The 19,216-nt window shown below is 57.0% G+C and carries 20 protein-coding genes, 1 pseudogene and 1 riboswitch; of the genes and pseudogenes, 5 read left to right on the plus strand and 16 right to left on the minus strand.

The window, feature by feature from the left end:
- From JQM66_RS11700 to JQM66_RS11725, 6 genes are all read right to left on the minus strand, one after another.
- Positions 1-403: ABC transporter ATP-binding protein (locus tag JQM66_RS11700; protein ID WP_235230051.1), on the minus strand; the 403-nt coding region annotated here is incomplete at its 3' end.
- An 11-nt stretch (positions 404-414) separates the two neighbouring features.
- The gene (locus JQM66_RS11705) at positions 415-1,392 is read right to left on the minus strand and encodes a ComEC/Rec2 family competence protein (RefSeq protein WP_235230052.1); all 978 of its coding nucleotides are present in this window, start codon (positions 1,390-1,392) and stop codon (positions 415-417) included.
- A gap of 15 nt (positions 1,393-1,407) precedes the next feature.
- Complete coding sequence (locus JQM66_RS11710) at positions 1,408-2,307, minus strand: carbohydrate ABC transporter permease (RefSeq protein WP_235230053.1); 900 nt, start codon at positions 2,305-2,307, stop codon at positions 1,408-1,410.
- Between the two features lie 146 nt (positions 2,308-2,453).
- The gene (locus tag JQM66_RS11715; protein ID WP_235230054.1) at positions 2,454-3,713 is read right to left on the minus strand and encodes an extracellular solute-binding protein; all 1,260 of its coding nucleotides are present in this window, start codon (positions 3,711-3,713) and stop codon (positions 2,454-2,456) included.
- 58 nt (positions 3,714-3,771) lie between these two features.
- Positions 3,772-4,611: a carbohydrate ABC transporter permease gene (locus tag JQM66_RS11720; protein WP_235230055.1), complete on the minus strand. Its 840-nt coding sequence runs from the start codon at positions 4,609-4,611 to the stop codon at positions 3,772-3,774.
- 107 nt (positions 4,612-4,718) lie between these two features.
- Entirely contained in the window at positions 4,719-5,714 is a 996-nt protein-coding gene (locus tag JQM66_RS11725) for a LacI family DNA-binding transcriptional regulator (RefSeq protein ID WP_235230056.1), read from the minus strand.
- A 295-nt stretch (positions 5,715-6,009) separates the two neighbouring features.
- Between JQM66_RS11725 and JQM66_RS11730 the strand changes: the two genes are divergently transcribed.
- Positions 6,010-6,660 carry a DUF624 domain-containing protein gene (locus JQM66_RS11730; protein WP_235230057.1) on the plus strand — a complete coding sequence of 217 codons (651 nt, stop codon included), beginning with the start codon at positions 6,010-6,012 and terminating at the stop codon, positions 6,658-6,660.
- Between the two features lie 52 nt (positions 6,661-6,712).
- Here the strand turns inward: JQM66_RS11730 and JQM66_RS11735 are convergent, their stop codons facing one another.
- The 4 genes from JQM66_RS11735 to JQM66_RS11750 form a co-directional block, all read right to left on the minus strand.
- On the minus strand, positions 6,713-7,048 hold the full coding sequence (locus tag JQM66_RS11735; RefSeq protein WP_407946022.1) for a nucleotide pyrophosphohydrolase: 336 nt from the start codon (positions 7,046-7,048) through the stop codon (positions 6,713-6,715).
- 13 nt (positions 7,049-7,061) lie between these two features.
- Entirely contained in the window at positions 7,062-8,099 is a 1,038-nt protein-coding gene (rsmH, locus tag JQM66_RS11740; protein WP_235230058.1) for a 16S rRNA (cytosine(1402)-N(4))-methyltransferase RsmH, read from the minus strand.
- 29 nt (positions 8,100-8,128) lie between these two features.
- Positions 8,129-9,454 carry an HD-GYP domain-containing protein gene (locus tag JQM66_RS11745; protein ID WP_235230059.1) on the minus strand — a complete coding sequence of 442 codons (1,326 nt, stop codon included), beginning with the start codon at positions 9,452-9,454 and terminating at the stop codon, positions 8,129-8,131.
- 425 nt (positions 9,455-9,879) lie between these two features.
- A complete protein-coding gene (locus JQM66_RS11750) occupies positions 9,880-10,614 on the minus strand; it encodes a LytR/AlgR family response regulator transcription factor (protein ID WP_235230060.1) in 735 nt (244 codons plus the stop codon).
- Between the two features lie 117 nt (positions 10,615-10,731).
- Between JQM66_RS11750 and JQM66_RS11755 the strand changes: the two genes are divergently transcribed.
- Complete coding sequence (locus JQM66_RS11755) at positions 10,732-11,016, plus strand: DUF6514 family protein (protein WP_268824412.1); 285 nt, start codon at positions 10,732-10,734, stop codon at positions 11,014-11,016.
- 18 nt (positions 11,017-11,034) lie between these two features.
- On the opposite strand, the gene JQM66_RS11760 is transcribed toward JQM66_RS11755, so the two are convergent.
- From JQM66_RS11760 to JQM66_RS11780, 5 genes are all read right to left on the minus strand, one after another.
- A complete protein-coding gene (locus JQM66_RS11760; RefSeq protein WP_235230062.1) occupies positions 11,035-12,375 on the minus strand; it encodes an ATP-binding protein in 1,341 nt (446 codons plus the stop codon).
- Between the two features lie 470 nt (positions 12,376-12,845).
- Entirely contained in the window at positions 12,846-14,093 is a 1,248-nt protein-coding gene (gene glyA / locus JQM66_RS11765) for a serine hydroxymethyltransferase (protein ID WP_328284140.1), read from the minus strand.
- Between the two features lie 129 nt (positions 14,094-14,222).
- On the minus strand, positions 14,223-14,810 hold the full coding sequence (locus JQM66_RS11770; RefSeq protein WP_235230063.1) for a 5-formyltetrahydrofolate cyclo-ligase: 588 nt from the start codon (positions 14,808-14,810) through the stop codon (positions 14,223-14,225).
- Positions 14,807-16,021 (minus strand): DNA polymerase IV, encoded by a 1,215-nt coding sequence (gene dinB, locus JQM66_RS11775; RefSeq protein ID WP_235230064.1) that lies wholly within the window; start codon positions 16,019-16,021, stop codon positions 14,807-14,809. The genes JQM66_RS11770 and dinB overlap by 4 nt, the downstream gene beginning before the upstream one ends.
- Before the next feature lie 118 nt (positions 16,022-16,139).
- A complete protein-coding gene (locus tag JQM66_RS11780) occupies positions 16,140-16,754 on the minus strand; it encodes an ECF transporter S component (RefSeq protein WP_235230065.1) in 615 nt (204 codons plus the stop codon).
- Positions 16,755-17,180: 426 nt separating this feature from the next.
- Positions 17,181-17,307, minus strand: a riboswitch (FMN riboswitch).
- A 135-nt stretch (positions 17,308-17,442) separates the two neighbouring features.
- Here JQM66_RS11780 and JQM66_RS11785 point away from each other — a divergent pair.
- The 3 genes from JQM66_RS11785 (at position 17,443) to JQM66_RS11795 (ending at position 18,873) form a co-directional block, all read left to right on the plus strand.
- Positions 17,443-17,952, plus strand: a complete 510-nt coding sequence (locus tag JQM66_RS11785; RefSeq protein WP_235230066.1) for an SLOG family protein — start codon at positions 17,443-17,445, stop codon at positions 17,950-17,952.
- 98 nt (positions 17,953-18,050) lie between these two features.
- On the plus strand, positions 18,051-18,242 hold the full coding sequence (locus JQM66_RS11790) for a hypothetical protein (RefSeq protein ID WP_235230067.1): 192 nt from the start codon (positions 18,051-18,053) through the stop codon (positions 18,240-18,242).
- Between the two features lie 148 nt (positions 18,243-18,390).
- Positions 18,391-18,873, plus strand: coding sequence for a helix-turn-helix domain-containing protein (locus JQM66_RS11795; protein ID WP_235230068.1), 483 nt, complete (start codon positions 18,391-18,393; stop codon positions 18,871-18,873).
- Positions 18,874-18,903: 30 nt separating this feature from the next.
- On the opposite strand, the pseudogene JQM66_RS11800 reads toward JQM66_RS11795, so the two are convergent.
- Positions 18,904-19,216: pseudogene (locus JQM66_RS11800) on the minus strand (4-hydroxybutyrate dehydrogenase); the annotation flags it as partial.

Genomic DNA, 19,216 nt, shown 5'->3' on the forward strand with positions numbered 1-19,216 from the left:
TGTCGATCTCCTCCTTGGGGAACTTCCGCAGCTTCAGGGGGAAGGCCATGTTCTCGTAGACCGTCATGTGGGGATACAGAGCGTAACTCTGGAACACCATGGCAATGTCCCGGTCCTTGGGGGCCACGTCGTTGACCACCTTGCCGTCGATCAGCAGCTCGCCGCCGCTAATCTCCTCCAGGCCGGCCACCATCCGCAATGTGGTGGACTTGCCGCAGCCGGAGGGACCGACCAGGACGATAAACTCCTTGTCCGCGATCTCCAGGTTGAAATCCTGCACCGCCAGGACGCCCTCGGCCGTCACCTGCAGGTTGGTCTTCTTCTCGGGCTCACCCTTCTTCTTTTTCTTGGGCTCACTGTGGGGATAAATTTTCTTAATATGTTTCAGGGTCACGCTTGCCATGATGGTTCCTCCTATACGATGTATTGGGCGGACAGGACGCCCGCGGCGCCCACGGTAAAGGTCAAGGCGCAGTGGGGAGGCAGGTCCAGGCCGGGCAGCTGGGGACAGTCGGAAAAATACAGGGCGGCGCCGCTCTCCGTGATCATGCGCAGTATGTCGGGGTGAGCACTGTTGTACCGGCGGTCACTGGAGGCGCAGCAAACTACGGCTCTGGGTCGGATGGCGGCCAGCAACTCTTCATTGGCACCGTCCTTCTGACCGTGATGGCCCACCTTGAACAGGTCTGCGCGCAAAGAAGCGGGGTCCACATCCTCATAGCCCAGATGGTTGGTATCGCCGGGCAGCAGAATGCGGGTACCCTGGTAGTCCAGCAGCAGCATGAGACTGTAATTGTTCATGCGGCCATCCAATGCGGACAGCTTTTTCAGGAAGTTCTCCGGGTCCCTCTCGTCAAAAAGGTCCCGGCAGCAGGCGCCCAGCTCGCTGGTTTTGCTGGGGGAGGGAGCCAGTACACGGCAGGTCAGGCCCCGGCAGAGCTCGAAGGCATCGCCGGCGCGGAGCGTTTGGATGGGATTCCCGTGCTGCCCCAATAGAGCGCAAAGGGACTGATAGTCGTTCAGGGCCCGCAGAAACTTGTCCTGGGAAGCGTTCCGGGCCAGGGACACATCCAGCGGGTACATGTGGGCGGCTGTCTCCTCCGGCAGTGTCTGCCACAGAGCGGCAGGGACAAAGTCCCTGGCCGCGGACAGCAGGCCGCAGATGTGGTCCTCGTGGATATGGGTGCTGACCATCAGGTCGATATGTCCGGGGCCGTGGGCATGCAGATACTCCGTCAGGGGGAGTCGGCCGGTGGTGCGGTCGGAAAACTCTTCGGCCTCGGCGCTGCCTCCGTCAATGACCATAACGAACACTCCGTCTGCAAAACGGGGATCGGGACATTCCAGCAGGATGGCCTCGCCGTATCCGACGTTCACAAAGGTCAGTTTCATATGTTCCATAGGCAGTTATTGAATGGCACGTTTGATGTAGAAGCTGGACAGGATCAGGACCAGCAGGGTCATGACGATGGCGCCGGCGCTGCCGAAGCCGAAATTCAGGTTCTTGATGCCGTAGGTATAGAGGTATTGAGTGATGGTAGAAGTGGTGCCTGCCGGGCCGCCGCCGGTGAGGATATTGACCTTCTCGAAGAGGCGGAAGGTGTCGATGATCCGCAGCAGGGTGCACAGAGCCAGGCCGTTTTTGATGTTGGGCAGGGTCACATAGAAGAACTGCTGGACCACGCCGGCACCGTCGATGCGGGCGGCCTCATACTGGTCATGGGAGACCGACTGAAGGGAGGCGTACAGCAGTAGGAAGACGAAGGGAATGTTCTGCCAGACGTCGATCAGCAGAACGGTGCCGAAGGCGGTCTTGGTATCCATGAACCAGTTATACACCGGCAGGCCCAGGCCCTCCAGGAACTGGTTGATGATGCCGTAGTTGGGGGAGAGCATCATGCGCCAGCTCAGCGCCACCGTGACGGCGGGCAGCAGGTAGGGCAGCAGGATCAGGGTGCGCATGACTTTCTGGCCGCGCTTCAGACTATTGATGAAAACCGCCACCAGCAGTCCCAGAAGGACCTCCAGCACCACGGCCAGGAGGGTGAATTTGATGGTGTTCAGGACTGCCTGACGGAAATAGCCGTCTTGAAGAAGGTCGATATAGTTTTCAAACAGGATAAAATCAGAGGCTTTGTTGGCGTGTTTGAGGTAGTTGTAGTTGGTAAAGCTGTAAAAGAAGGTGAAGATCAGGGGATAGGCCGTCAGCACGGCCATGACCACCAGAGTCGGCGCCAGCATCAGTCTGGGGAAGGTGCGCTCGCCAAGGTGGGGTGCCCGGTTGGATCGTAAGGCCGTTGACTTCATAAGGTGCCCTCGCAGTCTGAGATCAGTATCTCGGTTTTCTCGCGGAGTGATATGGGAGCCGCCGGGGCCCCGGAGCCGCGCTTTTGCGCGGCTCCGGAAGCTCCGGGAGCTTGATGCAGTTCAGGAAATGGAGAATGCCCGGGGGATCACTTCATCAGCTTCTCCAGCGCGGTCTGAGCGGCAGCCAGACCGTCGTCCATGGTCTTGGTGCCCTGGATGACAGCGTCCATCTCAGTGCCCAGAATGTTGGTGAACTCAGCCCACTCCTCGATAACGGGGCGGTACACACCGGCCTGCAGAGCGCCGTGGACGGTCTCCAGGTGAGGATACTTGGCCAGGACATCCTTGTTCAGCAGGCAGCTGGTACGGCAGGGAACGCCGCCCAGGTCGATGGAGGCCAGCTGGGTCTCGGGATCCATCAGGTATTCCAGCAGCTTCAGAGTCAGTTCCTTGTTCTGGCTGTTGTTGCAGATGCCGATGGTCCACACACCGTACATGGAGGTGTTCTTGGCGGCGTCACTGTCGTCCAGCTTGGTGGGGATCACGGTGTAGTTGGCGTTGGAGTCAGCGGAGGGGACATACCAGCCGGGCCAGCCCTGAGCCAGAGCGGCGTCGCCGTTGTCGATAGCGGCCACGATGTCATCCTTGTCCATGGTGGCGCCCAGCTTGTACAGGTCGATGTAGTTCTGGAAAGCGGCCTTGAACTCGGGGGTATTCACGGTGGGCTGGTTGTTCTCGTCAACGACCCAGCCGCCGTGGACCAGCAGGTGGGGGATGAAGTCGGAGACGATGTTGTCGCCGGAGCCGCCGCGGATCAGGAAGCCCTTCTTGCCGGCGGCGTTGGTCTTCTTGGCGATCTCCATCAGGTCGGCGAAGGTGTCGATGTCGGCGGGCTCATAGCCGGCGTCGGCGATCAGCTGCTTGTTGTACAGCATGACGGTCACGTTGCCGAAGTAGGGGGCCAGATAGATGTCGTCACCCACGGTGCAGATGGCGGTGGTAGCCTCGATGATGTCGTCATCGAAGCTGTAGCCCATCTCGCTGAGGTTGGCCAGCACATTGTTGGCGGTGAACTCAGCCATCCAGGAGCCGTCCACCATGCACAGGTCATAGGCACCTTCCTTGTTGACGGCGTCCAGAGCGATCTTGCTGTGCAGGTCATCGAAGCTCAGGTCCAGAACCTCGCAGGTCACGTTGTTTTCGGCCTCGAAGGCGGGCAGGGCGGCCTTGATGACTTCGCCGTAGGTGCCGCCGCGCAGGATCAGGGTCAGCTTAGTGGGGGCTGCGGGCTGTTCGGTGGTGGGGGTGCTGGTGTCGGCGGGCTTTTCTTCCTTCTTGCCGCCACCGCAGGCGGTCAGAGACAGGACCATGACCATCGCCAGGAGCAGTGCAAACAACTTCTTCATGTCTTTTCCTCCTAATCTGATTTGTGTTGGTTTCTTCGAAATGCGGGGGAATATTTTGTTACTCTTTGACAGCGCCGCTTGACAGACCGGAGATCAAGTAGTTCTGCGCAAAGATCACAAACAGGGTGATGGGGATGACGGAGACCACGCCGCCTGCGGCCACCAGGCCGAAGTTGGTCAGGTTATCCTCTGTGTTCAGGACCGCCAGGGCCAGGGGCACGGTGTAGTTGCTGGGGGACTGGACAAAGATAATGCTGTATGTATACTCGTTCCAAGCGTACATGAAGCTCAGCATGGCCACGGCGGCGATGCCGGGGAGCACCAGGGGCAGCACGATCTTCCGGAACAGCTGCCATTCGGTGGCGCCGTCGATCTGGGCGGATTCCTCAATATCCACCGGAAGGTCCTGGAAAAAGCTGATCATGAACCAGATGATCAGGGGGATATTGATGAGGATGCAGGCCAGGGTGGGGGGGATCTTGGTGTTCAGGATGCCCAGCTTGGAGAACATGGTGTACAGGGGAATGGTGAAGGCCACCGGCGGCAGCACGCGGACCAGCAGCACCCAGTAGGTCAGGGGCTTTTTGATGCGGAGGGTGAAGCGGCTGCGGGCGATGATGTAGGCCGCGCACAGACCAATCACCAGGGACAGGATGGTGGAGACCACTGTGGTCTGCAGACTGTTGAGCACGGCAGTGTCAAAGCCCTTTTCCGTAAACAGCTTTACGAAGTGCTCCGCCGTCAGGGAGGCGGGAATGATGGAGATGTGCCCGGTCATCTCGCTGGTGGGGCGGATAGCCATGGCCACCAGCCAGTAGATGGGGAACAGGGCCGCCAGCAGCAACAGCAGGCAGATCAGCACCTTGCAGACGGACAGCGCGGTCTTTTTTGCTTTCATGGATGTTCCTCCTGTATCTCGGAATTCCGACCTGCTCAGTATACCGGAAGGACCGGCGGGGAAGCGAGCAGGATTCTGTGAAAATCAGGTCAAAGGTTTGTAAACACTCAGCTGGAGCGGCGGACGACCAGCTCTGTGGGGACCACGGTGATCCGGGGAATGTCCTCCCCGCCGTCCAACAGGGTCTTCAGGTGCTCCACGCACAGCTCGCCCATTTTCCGGCAGTTGATATGAATGGAGGTCAGCTCCGGCTCGATCATGGTGCAGACGGAGGCGTCGTCGAAGCCCACCACGGCCAGTTCCTCCGGCAGGCGGAGGCCCAGCCGCCGGGCGGCCTTGATGATGCCGGCGGCGATCATGTCGTTGGCGCCCAGGATGGCGGTAGGACGGTCTTCCTGTTCCAGGAGTCGCAGGGCCGCCTGGGTGGCGCTTTCAATATTGGCGTCGCACATCTCCACATCCGATTTCCGGACAGGCAGTCCGCGGTCCCGCATGCCGTTCAGGAAGGAGGTGTAGCGGGCGCCTACGATGTAGGGATTGAAGCGGCCCACCACCATGCCGATATGGCGGTGTCCCCGGCCAGTCAGATGGTCCAGAATTTTCTCCACGGAGCCCTGCTCGTCGGAGACCACGCAGGGCAGGTCCAGACCGGGGAGCTGGTTGTTGACCATTACCACTGCCACATTCTGGCTCTGCAGCTCGGAGATCAGGTCTGCGGGGGCGTTGCCGCCCAGGATGACCCCTTCGATCTGCTTGCTCTGAGCCGTGGCGCCGGAACTGCGCCAGTCCTCCGCGGTGGAGACCAGCAGCTGGTAATCTGAACGGTTGGCTGTCTGCATGATGCCGTCGCAGATCCCGGCGTAAAACTCGTCCAGAATGGTGGCGCCCTTCTTGCAGATGAGGTAGGCGATCTTATCCGTCCGCTGGCGGGCCATGGCCCGGGCAATGGCGTTGGGGTAGTAATTGAGGACTTGCGCCGCTTCGTAGACCTTCCGGCGGGTGGATTCCCGAACCTTGTCCGGCTCGGAAAAGGCCCGGGAGACAGTGGCGGTGGAGACGCCGGACAGACGGGAGACATCATAAATGGTTGGATTTGCAGGCATATGACGCCTCCTCTTCACAAAATGAAAGCCCTTACATTATGGGGATACTATAAAACCAAAAATTGGGGAAGTACGGCTCTCTTTACGTTGAACTTATCATCATTCACAAGAGAAAGCAAGTAGATAAAAGCAAATTCGTATAAAACAGAGAGCATACTTGTGAATTGTTTGTGCAAAATGCTTCAAAATGTAAGCGATTACACTCGGGACGGGCTGAAAAATTGACAATTTTGACGTTATCACCTATACTGGACAGGAACATTTTTGCGAAACCGGATACAAAAGGAGTGGGAATATGCGGCGAAAAGGGTCGCTTTGGCAGAGCATCCTGGGAGTGTTAGGAGATGAGGCTCCCCTGATGACCGGCGTGGGCCGGGTCATGCTGTTGGTCATATTGAATCTATGCCTGCTTCTTGGAATGATGCCTGTCATCACCGGCGGCGCCGCATGGCTTGCGCTGTACACGGTGCTGCTGGAGTGGGGAGAGTGGAACTATGTGGCAGCCTGCGGACGGTTTTTCCGAATCCTCCGCCAAAATCTGAAGGCCTCCATCATCCCTTGGCTCGTGACATTGCTGGCAGTGGGCGGTCTGACGGCCGCGTGGCGGATCGTGCTGGAGCGGGGGTGGACAGACAACTTCCTTCTGCTGCTGCCCCTGTTGCTGGCCACGGCAGTGATCGCCATCACGGCGCTGTGGCTGTATCCGCTGATGGCGGCGGCCCATATGCCCTGGCTGCAGGCGGTTCCCGCCGCGTTTCTGCTGGGATTGCGGGAGCTGTGGCGATCCCTGGCACTGCTGGCTCTGGAAGTGCTTCTGGCAGCCCTGGCCCTTTACTGCGCCGCAGGGCCCCTGACTCTGAAGGGCATCTGGCTCCTGTTGGGAATTACGCCCGTCGAGCTGCTGAAGCTGCGGCTGATAGCCGGAAAGCTGCCCAAAGCAGAATAATCATAAGTATCAAAGAACGGACTCTGCTTTCCAGGAAAGCAGAGTCCGTTTTTCACAGCTCCGTATATTTGGCAGCATTGCCCCGGGCTTTTTCCACCGGGTATTTGGCCTCGTTTTTGGTGACCTTTTCGTTCATGATCTCGTCTAGATCCAGACCGCAGACATCGGCCATGAGGATGCAGTAGCTCAGCACGTCCGCCAGCTCCTCCCGAAGCTTGTCCCGGTTGCCCGGACACTCCAGATCCGCGCCGCTCCACTGAAACAACTCCAGCAGCTCCGCTGCCTCCAGACTCAGGGAGATGGCCAGGTCCTTGGGGGTGTGGAACTGCCGCCAGTCCCGGTCGTCCCGGAATTTCAAAACGCGTTGGATGGTTTCGTCCCGCAGCATGGCATTGCCTCCTTTACGCCCGGATGGCCCACCGCAGCTTGGTGGACCTTGCCCGGGGATTCCTGAAGCACTCCTCCGCAGAGGGACGGGTGACTTCCTCGGAAATGGCGCTGTACACGCCCTCTTTCAGCTGCTGCTTGAAGGCCTTCTTCACCAGCCGGTCCTCGCCGGAATGGAAGGTGAGAATGGCGGCCCGCCCGCCGGGCTTCAGGACGCCGGGGAGCTTTTCCAGAAAGGCGTACAGCACCTCGAACTCGCTGTTCACGTCGATGCGCAGCGCCTGGAAGGTCCGCTGACAGGACTTTTTCACGGTCTCCTTCCGCTCCGCCGGGGGCAGGAAGGACAGGGCGTTCTCAATGATGGCAGCCAGCTGCTTTGTGGTATCCACGCTGCCGCCCCGCTGGTACACCCGCATGATCGCCCTGGCGATGCGGTCGGCGTAGGGCTCGTCGGAGTTTTCCACCAGCATGGCCGTCAGCTCCTCCTGGTCCAGCTCCCGCAGGCGCTCCGCCGCGGAGACACCGGAGGTGGGGTCCAGCCGCAGGTCCAGGGGTCCGTCGTATTTGAAGGTAAAGCCCCGCTCCGGGTTGTCGATCTGCATGGAGGAGACCCCCAGGTCCGCCAGTACGAAGTCGAATTGCACACCGGGGGCCACCTGGTCCAGATCGGCGAAGTTCATCCGCCGGATGGTGAGGATATCGGGGCCGTACCCGGCGGCCTCCAGCCGCTTCCCGGTCTTTTCCGACTCAATGGGGTCCACATCGGTGGCATAGAGATGGCCCTGACCTTCCAGCTTTTCCAGCATCTTCCGGGTATGGCCGCCATAGCCCAAGGTGGCGTCATAACCGACCTGTCCGGGGCGGATGTCCAGCACCTCCAGGATCTCGTCCACCATGATGGGAATATGGGTGCCGGCAGGTGTTTTGCCGCTTTGGATGATCTTTTCCACGTCGGCCTGGTACTTCTCAGGGTCCAGCTCTTTGTATTTTTCCCGGAAATTCCGGGGATGGGTGCCTTTATAGCGCACGCGGCGCTTGTGTTCCTGTTCCATAAGGTCTGCTCCTTTTTTCGAACGAAGGGTCACTGCACTTGGCTGTGGATGGCCTCCACCTGGGGGCGGATGTCCAGAAAGACTTCCGCCAGCAGGGGGTCGAAATCCTGCCCGGCGCCCTGGCGGATGATGTCAAAGCACTGCTCCATGGGCATGGCGGCCCGGTAGCAGCGGGTTTCAGACACGGCGTCAAACACGTCCGCAATGGCCATGATGCGGGCGCAGAGGGGAATGTCCTCGCCCTTCAGTCCGGCGGGATAGCCCTTGCCGTTCCACTTTTCGTGGTGGTGCAGGGCTACATTGTAGGCCATGTCCAGGTATTGGGCATTTCCCACGTGGCCGAAGGTGTTCTGAATGATCTCACCGCCGCTGACGGTGTGTCGCTTGATGATCTCAAATTCCTCCGGCGTCAGCCGTCCCGGCTTTTGCAGCACGCTGTCCGGCACGGAGATCTTGCCGATGTCATGCATGGGGGCGGCCATCAGCAGGTTTTGGATATAGTCCTTTGTCAGAACGTCCCGGAAACAGCCCCGGTCCCGCAGCGCCTTTGTCAGCACCTCCACATAGGCAGTGGTGCGGCGGACGTGTCCGCCGGTGCTGCCGTCCTTGCCCTCGATCAGGACGGCAAAGCCCATCACCATCTCCCGGTGGTAATGGGAGAGCTGCCGCAGGGCGGGGTTCTCCTGATTCAGATAAATGCCCAGGAGAAAAATGGTCATGCCCAGACTGGTTACCAAAGCCTCCGGCACCAGCATCTGATATCCGCCAGCCAGCAGCATCACCAGCAGATAGGTGAAAATACTGGCCCGCTTGTGGCTCTCGATATAGCGCCAGCGGCGAAAAAAGACCACGAAGGTGAGAATGATAGAAATACCCACCATAATGAAGCAGGCATAGACGGACACACCCATGGAGTAGTTGGACAGCCGCCCTGTCCGGTATTCCAGGGAACCAATATTCAGCAGTACCATGGCAATGCTGATGGCGTAGGGAGCAAACAGGAAGAACCGGTCACGCTTCCGCTTGGGAAGTCCCTCAGTGGACACCAGGAAGTATAGGAACAGGAGGAAAACGATGGAATCCAGACTGATCAGGAACAGCAGGTGCAGCACCCGGTTCAGCATAGCCGGAACGATGTCCAGATGGTTGACGGTCCAGGCCGTCGCGCCGTCCAGCGTCAGGCTCAGGATACCCAGGGCCAGCAGACCGTCAAAGGGCGTAGGACGGAGCTTTTTTTCGTACCGCCGCCGTTCCCGGACATAGAGAAAGGCAATATAGGCAATGACCAGCAGACAACCGATCTGGAGCTTGCAGTATTCCGTGCGGTATCCTCCCACGTTGCGTATATAGCACATATAGCACAGAAACCGGAAACCGTCAACCGGGGCGGAATGAAAAGCCGTCAAAAAGAATAAGGCGTTGCATTCCATGAAAAGAATCCGGTATTCTGGAGCCGAATTGTGTTGACCGCATGTTGCATGTGACCGCATTTCAACTGTTCCACCCGAAGCGGTCGTGTGAAAGATACATCCATGGCACACCCGCTGCATCGGCGGGCATCAAGAGCGGCAGGAACGTTGTGCTGCTCCGGCAGTTCCGTCAGTGCATTCTCACAGCCTCGGGAGACTCCCATGCATCCGCTATTTCCATAACTGCAGTCCGGCACCCAGGGAATCCCGTACCCAGAGATACGCATGGTTTGCCCGGTATGGAATGCACAGCCCGGGAACACCGCAAGCCGCTTGAGCCTGTTTCATGCGGCTTGCGGAAAGCCTTGTGATCATAGCCCTTTCGGGGCTGGTGTGCTGCGCGGCTGCATCTTGTCCAAATAATGTAAAACTGCCTGTCGGATCGATTTCAAATCTCTTTGACGAATTGCCACCGTGTCTCCCGTGACCAGTGTAAATTGACTATCCACCTGGTGAATATGGTCCATATTCACCAGATAGCTCTGATGGCACCGCAAAAAACGCTTATCATTCAGTTCGTGTTCAATCGTGGTCAGCCTTTTGTATATGACATAGCTCTGGTCATTGCAGCAGTGCATGATACATTTGGAGTTCATGCTTTCTGCATACAAGATTTCATGATATGGAACTCTGATAATTTTTGAATGATTTTTGACCAGATAAGTATTCGTTGTCATCGTCCGAATTGCCCTGTCCATTACCTGAGAAAGCTTTTCGAAGCTTTGCGGTTTGAGCAGATACCCCAATGCCTCCACCTCGTAGCTGTCTACGGCGAAATCGGCTGTCGCAGTAAGAAAGATAATATGCCCGCGATAGCCCAATGACCGCAGTTTATGTGCCACATCAATTCCCAACAGGTCATTCATATAGATGTCGAGGAAAACAATGTCGAACCACATATCGTCTTCGACATCATGAAGCAGATCAACGCCGTTTTCATACTGGATGATCTCCTTGGAGATCGGCTTGTTGACAAAATAGTGGTGAAGTAAGGCAACGAACAGATCTCTGTCCAGGCTGCTGTCATCACATACTGCAATTCTCATAAATATTCTCCCCTTTCTTGAAAAGCGGACAACGACGTTGCAAAACCACGATCATAAATTCATCAAAAAACGCGTCATTTTCAATAAATGCACTCCGTGCTCCGTTGGCCTGATATAATGATTTGCAAAGATACAAGCACACAAACTGTTCGAAGGAGGATTGCCATGATAGAGTATTACACCGTTAAGGAGTCGTTCTACACGGAGGAAGTGGGATCATTTACCGCTTATGGCATAGGTGTTTGCGAAAATGATAAAAGTAATAGAAAAACGCTGGAATATATTCCTAACGTGTTCCTTGACAGGCAAAAAGCAGAGCGGCTTGCTGCCATGTGCAATCATCTCAAATTAGATCCGCTGCATTTATTTGATGTGGTTGAAGACGCCATATCAGATTTCTAGGCAATCAAACATTCCGGCTTACATGCTTGTCCCAGTCAAATATCTTTTCAGCAGGAATGCGCAGAAGTAGGGAAAGGTATAGATATTGTCACTGTACCTAATGTTCCCGGCGATGAATCTGATGCCGCAATGAATGTCAGGATATTTATCACTGCCGATCAGCGTTTTCATGGACTTGGCGGTTCCGTTTTTTGCTTTTGCTTCAACCGGGATCAGTGTGTCCGCTGTTCTGACGAAGAACCCCTGCTCCAGTGGGGAATCATCCCGCTTGTAGTAATAGAGCGGATATCCGGCTTTGACCAGCGCCTCACCAATCACATTTTCGCAGAGGGCGCCTTTACAGATCCCCAGATTTTTGTTGGTACGCAGATCCTCCTGCGCCTCCTCGTTCAGCATTGCCACAAGCAGGCCACTGTCCGCAAGATAGAGTTTGCACTTGGTGTCATCATAGTTGCCCTGAAGCGGAAGCCGGGGGAAATTCAGGCAATAGCAGATATTGACCATACCTGCGTCATCCAGCCACTCAATGCACCCGCGATAATCCCGAAAGCGGGCACCGGAAGCTATTTTGGAAATCTGAAACTTCTTGTTGTCTTTTGCCAGCTGTTCCGGGATGTGGTTGAACACATTGAGTATTCTTGTCGGACCCATTCCTCCGGCATATTTCTGAATATCCTCTTTATAGTCAGCGATCAGCTGCCGCTGGACTTCGAGTGAACCTTCAAAGGTGCCCCTTGAGATAAATTCACGAACGACTGCGGGCATTCCGCCCAGGATGCAGTAGTCGAGGAAAAGCTCACTGCAAAGTGACATTTCGTCCTCATGGAAGGGCGTGAGGCGTCTCATATGTGTAAGCATCTTATCAATGAATGTATCATCGTAGCCTTTGGCCCAAAGGAATTCCTCGAAATCCAGAGAGTACATCTCATAGTCCGACTGATAGTCAGTGCTGTCGCTTTGAATTGTATGGCAGTTGGTGCCCAACATAGAGCCGCTGCAGATCACATCAAATCTGCCATCGATCCTGAAGAACTTCAACGCTGTGGCGATATCCGGAAATTCCTGTAGCTCGTCGAAATATAGCAGCGTCTTTCCTTCGATGAAACGCTTGGACGGGTCCATGCGGGAGATGTTTTTAATAATGTCTTCTGCCTTGTATCCACTGGCTGTGATCATTTTGTATTTCGGTTCTTCTGCAAAATTGATGTAAATCACGCTTTTGTAGTATCTGTCTCCAAATCGCCTGATGGATTCTGTTTTACCTACTTGGCGGGGACCTTTGACAATCAGCGGGTTTCTATCCGGATTTTCTTTCCATGCCGCCAAAAAAGCATCGATTTTTCGTTTCAGGTAAAGCATGTTGGTCACCTCTTTTACTATTAACTATTATAAGTAATTGAGGGTGTCGGAATCAGTCGAATTCACAAAAAACAAGTGAGTTTTGATTGATATATCACATTTTCTTAGCGAGTTTTAAACGGAAATGCGCAAAATCAGGGGATTAAAGCGTTATACGACTGCGTTCCTCGATTGCTGCGGTACGGATTTTGAGCCGCCGGGGCACAAAGAAGCTGTTGACATTGATGCGCAGCGCCTGATGGTCCGCTGGCAGGGCTTTTTCACGGTCTCCTTCCAATCCGAAGGTGAAGTCCCCTCCGGGTTGTCGATCTGCATGGAGGAGATGCCCCGGCTTGCCGGTATGAAGCCGAGCTGCGTGCCGGGAGCTACCTGGTACTTCTCGGGGGTCAGCTCCTTTGTGTATTATCATGCCGCAGCCTCCGGAAAAGAGAAGAAAGACCCGGACCGTTTATCGGTCCGGGTCAAATGGGTTATTCGTAAATTGGGAACTGCCTGCAGAGGGCGTCTACTTCGGCGCGGACCTGGGCGGCGTTGGCCTCAAAGTCCTGGGCCACCAGGGCCATCCAATTGGCAATCTTCACCATCTCCGGCTCCTTGAAGCCCCGGGAGGTGACGGCGGGAGTGCCCACCCGGATGCCGCTGGTGACGAAGGGCTTCTCCGGATCGTTGGGGATGGCGTTCTTGTTGACGGTGATCTGCACCTCGTCCAGACGGTGCTCAAACTCCTTGCCGGTGATGTGGAAGGGCCGTAGGTCCACCAGCATCAGATGATTGTCGGTACCGCCGGACACCAGCCGGAAGCCCTGCTTCGTCAGTTCTTCGGACAGGACCTTGGCATTCTTTACCACCTGCTGGCCGTAGGCCTTGAATTCCGGCTTCAGGGCCTCGCCCAGGCACACGGCCTTGGCGGCGATGATGTGCTCCAGAGGGCCGCCCTGAGTGCCGGGGAACACGGCGGAGTTGATCTTCTTGTAGATGGCCTCGTCGTTGCAGAGGATCATGCCGCCCCGGGGACCCCGCAGGGTCTTGTGGGTGGTGGTGGTCACCACGTCGGCGTAGGGAATGGGGGAGGGATGGACCCCAGCGGCCACCAGGCCGGCGATGTGGGCCATGTCCACCATCAGGTAAGCGCCCACCTCATCGGCAATGGCCCGGAACCGGGGGAAGTCCAGAGTCCGGGGATAGGCGCTGGCGCCCGCCAGAATCAGCCTGGGCTGGCACTCCTTTGCCTGCTCCAGCACCTTGTCGTAGTCGATGACCTCCGTGTCGTCGTCCACGCCGTAGGAGACGATGTGGAAATACTTGCCGGAGATGTTGACAGGGCTGCCGTGGCTCAGGTGACCGCCGTGGGCCAGGCTCATGCTCAGCACGGTGTCGCCGGGCTGCAGCAGGGCGAAGAAGGCGGCCAGATTGGCATTGGCACCGGAGTGGGGCTGGACATTGGCGTAGCTGCAGCCGAACAGCTCACAGGCCCGCTTCCGGGCGATCTCCTCCGTCACGTCCACGGCGTAGCAGCCGCCATAGTACCGCTTGCCGGGGTAGCCCTCGGCGTATTTATTGGTCAGGCAGGTGCCCATGGTCAGCATAACGGCCTCACTGACGATGTTCTCGGAAGCAATCAGTTCGATGTTCCGGCGTTCCCGGGCGAACTCCTCCTGAATGGATGCACCGACTTCCGGATCGTACCGGGTGATCAAATCCATGGACTGCTGAAGCATGGGAATTTCCTCCTTTAGCGTATCAAAGTGTGTATAGCCTCTATTGTACGTAAATCGACAACATTTTACAAGTCCCATTTTTCACGGATTTCCACCAAGGTAGTCGTTGAAATTTACCGGATTTGTCACTCAGCACAGGCGGGCGGGGGTGCCGTCCTCGTAAAGGCCCCGCTCCGTCAGGACCCAGGGAACCGGATAGTCGTGGGGCTCCAGAGGGATCTCCTCCCGGATCAACTTCTCCCGGCACAGCAGCACCGTACCGCCCCGGTAGTGGGAGAGAAACCGGTCATAATAGCCGCCGCCCCGGCCCAGGCGCTGGCCCAGATGGTTGCAGGTCAGGCAGGGCAAAACGGCAAAATCGACCTCGTCCACGGATACCAGAGGAGAATCTGCGGAAGGTTCCAAAATGCCGTAGCTCCCCGGCACCAGCTGCCGAAGGTCCGTGACCTGCCGCAGTTCCATGATGCCCTTGCCTATGCACAGGGGAACGCACAGACGCTTTCCAGCCGCCAGAACGTCCTCTAGAATGGGATAGGTATTGATCTCCCGGTCTGTTCCCACAAAGCAGAACACCGTGCCTGCCTCCTGGTATTCCGGCATGGCCAGCAGGTGACCGGCGATGGCGCGGCTGCTCTCCTCTTTGTAGCGGGTGGACAGGCCGGCCTCCAGTGCCCGCATGGTGCGGCGCAGCTGCTGCTTTTCTTCCGTTCTGGTCATGGCAGGGGGTCCTCCTCTTTTTTCGGTTGGCAGGCGCCGAAGATGATGGCGCGGCTGCCGTATTTTTTTCTGATTTGATCCATGGCCCCCTCCAGCTTTTCCTGCTTCTCCTTTTTGGGGGCGGCGGAGGCGGTGAACAGGTCCACCTGCTCGTAGGCATCCCCCTCCTGGACCAGGTGAATGGCGGTAACGGTCAGGGCCCGGATGGGGGACGGCGGCTTCCACAGCTGGTCCACCAGCTCCATGGCGGCGTCCGTCAGATCCCGGATGAGATGGGTAGGGGCAGTGAACTGCCGCTGGCGGGAGCGGTCATGGAACTGAGGGTCCCGGACCGTCACCTGGATGCCTCCGGCATACAGGCCGGCGTGCCGCAGCCGGGTGGCCACGGAGTCCGCCAGCATGGCGATACCGCCCAGGACCTGATCCCGGGTGGTGAGATTTTCGGGGAAGGTAGTGCCGTTGCCCACGGACTTCACCGGCTCCGCGTCGTACCGGGAGCGGACCGGGTCCGTGTCCAGTCCGTTGGCGTAATCAGAAAGCTGAGTCCCCATTTTCCCCATGAGGGTCTCCAGCATCTCCGGCTTACAGGCGGCCAGCTGGCCGATGGTCTCCACACCGTACTGCCTCAAGAGCTTCCGGGCGGCGCCGCCTACGTACAGCAGGTCGCCAACCGGCAAGGGCCACACGATATTTTTCCAGTTTTCCCGGGAGATGACGGTGGTGGCGTCAGGTTTTTTGTAGTCGCTGCCCAGCTTGGCAAAGACCTTATTGAAGCTGACGCCCACGGACAGGGTCAGTCCCAGCTCCCGTTTCATCCGCTCCCGCAGGCTGTCCGCCAGGGCCCTGGCGTCTCCGCCGAACAGGTGGAGGGTATTTGTCACGTCCAGCCAGCTCTCGTCGATGCCGAAGGGCTCCACCAGGTCGGTGTATTCATCGTAAATAGCGTTGACCCGACGGGAGTATTCCCGGTACAGGTCATGGTGGGGCGGCAGCAGCACCAGGTCCGGACACTTCTTTTTGGCCTGCCAGATGGTCTCTGCCGTCTGGACGCCAAATTTCTTGGCGGGTTCATTCTTCGCCAGGATGATGCCGTGGCGGGAGTGGGGGTCACCGCAGACGGCCGTGGGGACCTCCCGCAGGTCCGGATGGCTCAGCAGCTCCACAGAGGCGTAAAAGCAGTTCAGATCACAGTGCAGGATCACCCGGTCCACGGCGGTCCCTCCTTTCGGTTCAATATGATTATGATAGCACATCTGTTCGCTTTTGGGAAGAGAAAAAGCGGCATGCCGTTTACGGCACACCGCCTTTTCAAAAGAAAATGGTATGGCGTTATTTATGCAGCAGGGGAGACAGGGGCTTGTAGATCAGGAAGCACAGCAGCACGTCCAGCATGCCCTTGCAGAAAGTAAAAGGCATATTGAAGATGGTCAGGCACTTGATCAGGCTGTCGGCAGAAGGAAGGATGGCCTGATACATGCCGATGATGGCCTCCAGGGGCATGCCGTAGCACACCACATAGGCGGGATACACCACGAAATAGTTCAGGGGAACAGAGACGATCGCCATCAGGGCGGCACCGATGATGGCGCCGACCAGGGCACTCTTACGGGACTTTTTCCGCTGATAGATGAAACCGGCAGCCAGAGAGAACACGGCGCCCAGCAGGAAGTTGCACAGTTCGCCTACATAGGCGGAGGAGGTGCCCTTAAACACGATGTGCAGCAGGTTCTTCAGGAAGGTGACGGCCACGCCGTAGATGGGGCCCAGAGAGAAGGCAGCCAGCAGCTCCGGCAGGTCGGAGATATCCATCTTCACGAAGGAGGGGATCAGGGCCGGAATGGGGAATTCGATAAACATCAGGATGAATGCCACAGCGGACAGCATAGCGGTGACGGTCAGCTTGTGGGTGCGGTTCCGGCTGGCAGAGACATTGGACTGGGACATAAAAAATACACTCCTTTGTTGTTTTGAAAACACCCTGGATGCTTTGACTTCTCTCCAAGGTGATTTCAGGAACCCCCGCTCCATTTCACGCACATGTCCCGGCGGCATTTTTTTCGCCCGGCTTCGTTAAAAATCTTTGAAATCCCCTGGGATTCTTTCAGATTTTTGCCTCGCCGGACAAAAAAATGCCCCGATCCACATACACGAATTGAATCAGAGCTTCCTACAACAAAGAAGCGCGTTACAAAAACGCACGGCCTTGCCGTACTCATCTTCTTACATCCAGACTGCGGCTTCTGATTTCCAAAATCTCACCATTTCCAGCGGCCATATTTTCTGCATTTCTTCGTTGTCGTCAATCGAAATCCTAAAAGGATTCCTCAATCCTCCGCCTCGAACTGCAAAAAATCTGTCTCACTGGAAACGGGGGTTCTTTTGAAAAACAAAAGCCTCACTGTTGGTCCCGGAGTTTCACCGGGTCAGCGGATACCGTTGGTATCCGGTCGCGGACTATACCGCCAGTGGGGAATCACACCCCGCCCTGAAGACAAAGTATTCAGTTGTTTCCTTCGGATAGTATACGACAGTGCCCGGAGAAATGCAACCCCTATTTTTTCGCAGTTTATCTTTACAATTTCAAACAGATGTTCTATAATAGAAGACAGTTATGTGGAAAGGGGGCGCCGTCATGCGGGCCAGACAGGAATCCTGCTGCTTCACCGGGCACCGACCCGCCAAGCTGCCCTGGAGATACAACGAGGAGGACGTCCGCTGTCTGGCTTTGAAGCGGAGACTGGCAGACGCGGTGGAGGCCGCTTACCAGGAGGGCTACCGCCATTTCCTCTGCGGCATGGCCATGGGGTGTGACCTGTATTTCTGCGAGTGTGTGCTGGCCCTGCGGGAGCGGCACCCGGAGGTGACGGTGGAGGCCGCCATCCCTTGTCCCACCCAGGCGGACGCCTGGCCTGCCGTGCAAAAAGAGCGGTATCAACGTCTGGTGGCTGCCTGCGATTTCGAGACCATGGTTTCCTCCCGATACAGCTCCGCCTGTATGCAGCGGCGGGACCGGTACATGGTGGACCATGCGTCGCTGCTGATCGCTGTGTTTGACGGATCACCCGGCGGTACCCAGTACACGGTGACGTACGCCATGCAGCGGGGGCTGAATATCGTGGACTTGCCGGTTTCGGCAGAATGACGAGAATTTCTAAGATATTTTACTCAGATTTAACAGATTCCTGCTTGCGCTTTTTCCTCGAAATCAGATATACTAACGGGGAAAAGGCGGTGGGATACATGGACGTAACACGACATATCCGTCAGTTGAAAGCGATCGGTTTCACAAAGGAGACCCTGGACCGGGCCATCGCATTGGCAGGCGCCAATCGATTGGCCTATCAGATGTTGCATCAGGCGGTGACCAGTCGGGGGATGACCCCGGCGGATGCGGTGCGTTCCCTGGAATCTGGCCATTGGAAGAATTTTTGACTCATATTGCTTACAGGCGGCCTGAGGGGCCGCTTTTTTGTGCTTTCAGGGGCCCGCAACCTGAGATTGCGGAAGTTCCATATTCGGTTGCTGGACGGAAAGAGCTGCTTCTGGTAGGATGGAGGCACCAAAGAAAAGGAGCGAGGCTATGACATTTGGAGAGAAACTGCAGGACCTTCGAAAAAAGGCGGGCATGAGCCAGGACGCTCTGGCAGAGAAACTGAACGTCAGCCGTCAGGCGGTGAGCCGTTGGGAGCGGGACGAGACTCTGCCGGAGACCGAGAAAGTGGTCGTCCTGGCGGACTTGTTTGATGTCACTACGGACTGCCTGCTGCGGCCAGAGGCAGAGATGCCGGAACTCGCCCGTAAGGAACAGGCCGGCCGATTTTTCACGGAGCATCTGGGGACCCTGGCACGGATATTGGGCTGGGCGGCAATAGTCTGGGGTGTACTGACACTTCTGTACCTGGCGCTGACAGGGCAGATCGCAGACCTGCTGTGGAATGCTCCGCTTCTGTTTCTGCGGTCCTTCCTGTATCTGATTTTGCTGGCGGCGCTGAAGATTGCCGCGGGCATCGCCCTGATCCAGTTCAGCAAACAATATGAACAGGAAAAAACGGAGCGACGGTAAAACCGTCGCTCCGTTTGCATATTGGGAAAATTAGTAGCACTTGCGGTAGATGGCCTCTTCGCTCTCCAGATCGAAGGGATAGTAAGCGTTGGTCATCAGACGCTGCTGGTTGGCCTCCACGGACTGGGGGAAGGTCTTGAAGTCGGCCTCGGTGAAGCCGCAGTCACGCAGGGGACGCAGGGGCAGGATGCGCTGCAGCAGGGCGTTCATCTCGGGGATGGCGTCCTTGGCCTCGCAGCCCAGGATGCTGGCAACCAGCTCCTTGAAGCGCATGATCTCGCCGTCGGGGTTCTTCTCATCATAGTAGTCCATGATGGCGCCGAACAGCATGTAGTTGGACTCG

Source organism: Oscillibacter valericigenes, from assembly GCF_021531915.1.
GTDB classification, from domain to species: domain Bacteria; phylum Bacillota; class Clostridia; order Oscillospirales; family Oscillospiraceae; genus Oscillibacter; species Oscillibacter valericigenes_A.

What these genes read in the sequence shown, in the direction of transcription:
- JQM66_RS11770 (WP_235230063.1), bottom strand. Translation starts at nt 14,810, where the DNA reads ATGACCAGAACGGAAGAAAAGCAGCAGCTGCGCCGCACCATGCGGGCA.
- JQM66_RS11735 (WP_407946022.1), bottom strand. Translation starts at nt 7,048, where the DNA reads ATGCTGCGGGACGAAACCATCCAACGCGTTTTGAAATTCCGGGACGAC.
- JQM66_RS11780 (WP_235230065.1), bottom strand. Translation starts at nt 16,754, where the DNA reads ATGTCCCAGTCCAATGTCTCTGCCAGCCGGAACCGCACCCACAAGCTG.
- JQM66_RS11750 (WP_235230060.1), bottom strand. Translation starts at nt 10,614, where the DNA reads ATGAGAATTGCAGTATGTGATGACAGCAGCCTGGACAGAGATCTGTTC.
- JQM66_RS11795 (WP_235230068.1), top strand. Translation starts at nt 18,391, where the DNA reads ATGACATTTGGAGAGAAACTGCAGGACCTTCGAAAAAAGGCGGGCATG.
- JQM66_RS11790 (WP_235230067.1), top strand. Translation starts at nt 18,051, where the DNA reads ATGGACGTAACACGACATATCCGTCAGTTGAAAGCGATCGGTTTCACA.
- JQM66_RS11730 (WP_235230057.1), top strand. Translation starts at nt 6,010, where the DNA reads ATGCGGCGAAAAGGGTCGCTTTGGCAGAGCATCCTGGGAGTGTTAGGA.
- glyA (WP_328284140.1), bottom strand. Translation starts at nt 14,093, where the DNA reads ATGCTTCAGCAGTCCATGGATTTGATCACCCGGTACGATCCGGAAGTC.
- JQM66_RS11705 (WP_235230052.1), bottom strand. Translation starts at nt 1,392, where the DNA reads ATGAAACTGACCTTTGTGAACGTCGGATACGGCGAGGCCATCCTGCTG.
- JQM66_RS11760 (WP_235230062.1), bottom strand. Translation starts at nt 12,375, where the DNA reads ATGCTTTACCTGAAACGAAAAATCGATGCTTTTTTGGCGGCATGGAAA.
- JQM66_RS11715 (WP_235230054.1), bottom strand. Translation starts at nt 3,713, where the DNA reads ATGAAGAAGTTGTTTGCACTGCTCCTGGCGATGGTCATGGTCCTGTCT.
- JQM66_RS11720 (WP_235230055.1), bottom strand. Translation starts at nt 4,611, where the DNA reads ATGAAAGCAAAAAAGACCGCGCTGTCCGTCTGCAAGGTGCTGATCTGC.
- JQM66_RS11755 (WP_268824412.1), top strand. Translation starts at nt 10,732, where the DNA reads ATGATTTGCAAAGATACAAGCACACAAACTGTTCGAAGGAGGATTGCC.
- JQM66_RS11745 (WP_235230059.1), bottom strand. Translation starts at nt 9,454, where the DNA reads ATGTGCTATATACGCAACGTGGGAGGATACCGCACGGAATACTGCAAG.
- JQM66_RS11710 (WP_235230053.1), bottom strand. Translation starts at nt 2,307, where the DNA reads ATGAAGTCAACGGCCTTACGATCCAACCGGGCACCCCACCTTGGCGAG.
- JQM66_RS11785 (WP_235230066.1), top strand. Translation starts at nt 17,443, where the DNA reads ATGCGGGCCAGACAGGAATCCTGCTGCTTCACCGGGCACCGACCCGCC.
- rsmH (WP_235230058.1), bottom strand. Translation starts at nt 8,099, where the DNA reads ATGGAACAGGAACACAAGCGCCGCGTGCGCTATAAAGGCACCCATCCC.
- JQM66_RS11725 (WP_235230056.1), bottom strand. Translation starts at nt 5,714, where the DNA reads ATGCCTGCAAATCCAACCATTTATGATGTCTCCCGTCTGTCCGGCGTC.